The organism is Actinoplanes solisilvae, from assembly GCF_003999975.1.
Classification (GTDB): domain Bacteria; phylum Actinomycetota; class Actinomycetes; order Mycobacteriales; family Micromonosporaceae; genus Actinoplanes; species Actinoplanes solisilvae.
This window is the reverse complement of the sequence record NZ_RJAC01000066.1, coordinates 1-3,851: the sequence shown is the minus strand read 5'-3', so window position 1 is coordinate 3,851 and position 3,851 is coordinate 1. Positions and strand designations below refer to the sequence as shown.

Sequence of the window (3,851 nt, the reverse complement as noted above, 5' to 3'; positions counted from 1 at the left end):
ACGGCGAGCTCGACCACGTCCCACCCGCCGAACACGAAGCCCTACACGCGATGACCCACCCGGTCACCGCAACCCTGGAAACCAGCTAACCAACTCTCCATCAAACCCGGGGCTTGACACGGGGCGGCCGTTCACGTACTCGGTGGCCATGTGCCAGGTGGCGGCGGACCGCATGGCGCGTATCGCGGGGGCGACCGGCCGCACAACTGAGGAGGCCCGGTGGCGCGACCTGGCCGACACGATCCGGGCGCAGCTGCTCGACCAGGCGTGGGATTCATCCGCGGGGCACCTCACCGAGCACCTCGGCCAGCCCGGAACCGTCGACGCGAGCCTGCTGGCGTTGCCGCTGCGACGGGTTATCGACGCAGGGGACCCGCGCATGACGGCGACGGTCGACGCTGTCGTCGAGCGGCTCGGCGCCGGCGGTGATCTGCTCTACCGGTACCTGCCCGCGGAATCACCCGACGGCCTGCGCGGGGAGGAGGGCGCCTTCCTTCTCTGTTCCTTCTGGTGGGTGGACAACCTCGCCTCCAGCGGCCGGGTGGAGGAGGCCCGGGAACGTTTCGAACGACTCTGCGCCCGCGCCAATCACGTAGGCCTTCTGCCCGAGCAGATCGACCCGGCCAGCGGAGAGTTCCTCGGCAACTTCCCTCAGGCGTTCAGCCACATCGGGCTGATCAGCAGCGCCGTCAACCTGACCCGGGTGCGGTGAACGTGAGCGGGCGAGGATGATCTTTGTCAGCGCTCACGTAATGCCCCCATGAGGCCGTGATTCGCTCACGTATTTCTCCTGGCGTGCGCTCGCGATGGACTACTGGGCCGCTCGTGGTGTTTGTAAAGGGGACGGCGAGCGTTCCGCCGCCGTTGCCAAGATCCTTTCCTTCTCGCGTAGATCATCTTCTTGCCAGCAAGCCCTTTGGGGAGCGGATGGCGAGGAGGACGTTCCACGTGATCGATATAACCGAGATCCTGGCGCACTGGTACGCGGGCCGGTCCCAGTACGACGTTGCGGGCTCGCTGGGGGTGGACCGCAAGACGATCCGACGGTATGTCGAGCCGGCGATCGCGGCAGGATTCGTGCCGGGCGGAACCCCGCCGATGAACCAGGACGACTGGGCGCCGCTGGTCAAACAGTGGTTCCCGCACCTGACGGACACCCGGCTGCGGCAGGTGACCTGGCCGGAGTTCGCCAAGCATCACGACTACGTCGTCGAGATGCTGCGGGCCGGGGTGACCAAAGCGACGATCCACCAGCGGCTACGGGACGAGCACGGGGTCGCCGGCTCGCTGGCGTCGTTCAAGCGGTATGTCACGGCGAACCTGGCCGAGGACGCGGTGCGGGACAAGGTGACGGTGCTGCGCGCCGATCCCGAGCCGGGCCTGGAAGGGCAGATCGACTACGGCCTGCTCGGCTCCTGGATGGATCCGCGCACGGGACGTTCGCAGCGGATCTGGGCGTTCGTCATGGTGCTGTCGCACTCGCGGCACATGTTCGTGCGGCCGGTGATCAGCATGGATCAGGCGTCGTGGACGGCCAGTCACGTCGAGGCGTTCGCGTTCTTCGGCGGTTGTCCGGCCCGGCTCATTCCGGACAACCTGAAGACCGGCGTCGACAAGCCCGATCTCTACGATCCGCAGCGAACCGGGCTTATGCCGAGCTCGCCGCGCACTACGGCGTCCTGGTCGACCCGGCACACGCCCGCAAGCCCAAAGACAAGCCCCGCGTCGAGCGGCAGATGCCTTACATCCGGGACTCCTGGTGGAAAGGCCGGGAGTTCACCTCGCTGGTCGAGATGCAGGCCTCGGCGTTGCACTGGTGCCGGGAGGTCGCCGGGCAGCGCAAGCATCGCGGCCTGGACGGGCGCACCCCGGCGGAGGTGTTCGATCAGGCCGAGGCGGGCACGCTGACCCCGCTGCCGGTCACGGCATTCACCTTGGCGGAGTGGTCGCGGGCGAAAGTCGCTCCGGACGTCCACGTCAAGTGCGGCAAAGCGCTCTACTCGGTGCCCTGGAGATTGATCGGGCAGCTGGTCGACATCCGCGCCACCGCGACGATGGTGCAGGTCTTCCACCACGGCGAGCTGGTCAAGACCCACGTTCGCAAGGACAAGGGCCGGGCCACGGACGTCGCGGACTACCCGCCGGAGAAGATCGCGTTCCACACGCGGACTCCGCAGTGGTGCCGCGAACGGGCCGAGCAGACCGGGCCCGCGACCACCGCGGTGATCGCCGAACTGCTGGACGGGCCGGCGCTGCATCGGCTGCGTTCGGCGCAGGCGATCCTCAACCTGGCCGGTAAGTACTCCGACGCCCGTCTCGAAGCTGCCTGCCGCAAGGCCGCCGCAGCCGGCGATCCGTCCTACCGCACCATCCGCAACATCCTGGCCGCCGGGCTCGAGGACATCGAGACCGACCGGCCCACCGGCGACGCAGGGGCGCCCGCGTTCCTGCACGGCCCCGCCGGCCTGTTCGCCGACGTCATCCCGTTCCCCACCCCGGCCGAGGCACCAAGCGCCGAGACGACGAGCGAGGCGAGGCTCGATCGTCGCGACGACGCCGGGGACGATGAGCCACACGACGCCGCGTCATGACCCTGCTTACCCCTGCCGAAGCGACGAAGGCCGAGACGACACGATGACGATCCTGCGCCCCGCCCTGGCCGACAGCCTCCGGGCTCTGAAACTGTCCGGGATGCTGGAGACCCTCGACGCCCGCCTCGCCCAGGCCCAGGGCGGCGACCTGGGCTACCTGGAGTTCCTGCAGATTCTCTGCGACGACGAGATCACCCGCCGCGAACAGGTCGCCATGAGCCGCCGGCTTCGCCGCGCCCGCTTCGACACCGAGACCACCCTCGAAGGCTTCGATTTCTCCGCCAACTCGAAACTCCCGGCCGCGCAGATCCGGGACCTCGCCGCGCTGCGCTGGCTGCAAGCCGGAGAATCGCTCATCCTCTACGGCGCCGTCGGCGTCGGGAAGACCCACGTCGCCCAGGCCATGGGACACCTGGCCATCCGCGCTGGCGCCGAGGTCCGCTTCCACAAGACCAGCCGCATCCTGGCCGACCTCGCCGGCGGCCACGCCGACCGCACCTTCGACAAACGCCTCGCGGCACACGTCAAAGCCGACCTGCTCATCCTGGACGACTTCGCGATGCGCGAGTTCACCCCGGGCCAGGCCGATGACCTCTACGAGCTGATCTCCCAGCGCGTCGCCGAGGGGCGCTCGATCGCGATCACCGCCAACCGGGCACCCCAGGACTGGTATCCGCTGTTCCCCAACCCGGCCGTCGCCGAATCCCTGCTCGACCGATTGATCAACAACAGTCACCAGGTCTTCATGAACGGCCCGTCCTACCGGCCGAACAAACGGCCCAAAGCACAGACCACGACCAAATGACCACTCCGCCGACGCCTCCCGGCATGCCGCCGCCCGACTCCCGCACCTACGGCGAAGCCGTGGAATGACCAATCCGGAGCCGGGCGTCGACATCCCGCAAAGAGCCGAACGCGTGCTGCTCAACGCCGCCTTGCACGCCACCGGCGCCGAAACCGGCTTCTGGGACGACAACGGCCACCCTGCACCATGGCCCGACGACATCGAGGACTGGACCGCCGACACCCGCGAACCGCCAGCCCCTGAACCGGGACAGCCGCCGTTCTAACTACAGTGCGTCCCGACCAAGCCTTACGGACGGCGCTTGCTGGCTAAGCGCCTGATCAGAAGTTCTGTACGTAACTCACTCGGGAAGAGGGACGTAGCGACGTAAAAACCTCGTCGTGGGTTCGGATCGAGTTACCACACACGACCGAAACCCCCGACGAGGTCACCGCCAGTATGCGCCCTGCGCACGT

Annotated in this window: 3 protein-coding genes and 1 pseudogene; all 4 read left to right on the top strand. The window is 68.0% G+C overall.

The window, feature by feature from the left end; all coding sequences use genetic code 11:
• Positions 1-712: glycoside hydrolase family 15 protein (locus tag EER30_RS46565; RefSeq protein ID WP_164842807.1), on the top strand; the 712-nt coding region annotated here is incomplete at its 5' end.
• 236 nt (positions 713-948) lie between these two features.
• A pseudogene (gene istA / locus EER30_RS50210) lies at positions 949-2,459 on the top strand (IS21 family transposase); the annotation flags it as partial.
• 175 nt (positions 2,460-2,634) lie between these two features.
• Positions 2,635-3,396: an IS21-like element helper ATPase IstB gene (istB, locus tag EER30_RS46555; protein WP_127509751.1), complete on the top strand. Its 762-nt coding sequence runs from the start codon at positions 2,635-2,637 to the stop codon at positions 3,394-3,396.
• Between the two features lie 64 nt (positions 3,397-3,460).
• Complete coding sequence (locus tag EER30_RS46550) at positions 3,461-3,661, top strand: hypothetical protein (protein ID WP_127509748.1); 201 nt, start codon at positions 3,461-3,463, stop codon at positions 3,659-3,661.
• The last annotated feature ends 190 nt before the right edge of the window (positions 3,662-3,851 follow it).

Coding starts and splice junctions, on each gene's coding strand:
- istB (WP_127509751.1), top strand. CDS start 2,635: ATGACGATCCTGCGCCCCGCCCTGGCCGACAGCCTCCGGGCTCTGAAA.
- EER30_RS46550 (WP_127509748.1), top strand. CDS start 3,461: ATGACCAATCCGGAGCCGGGCGTCGACATCCCGCAAAGAGCCGAACGC.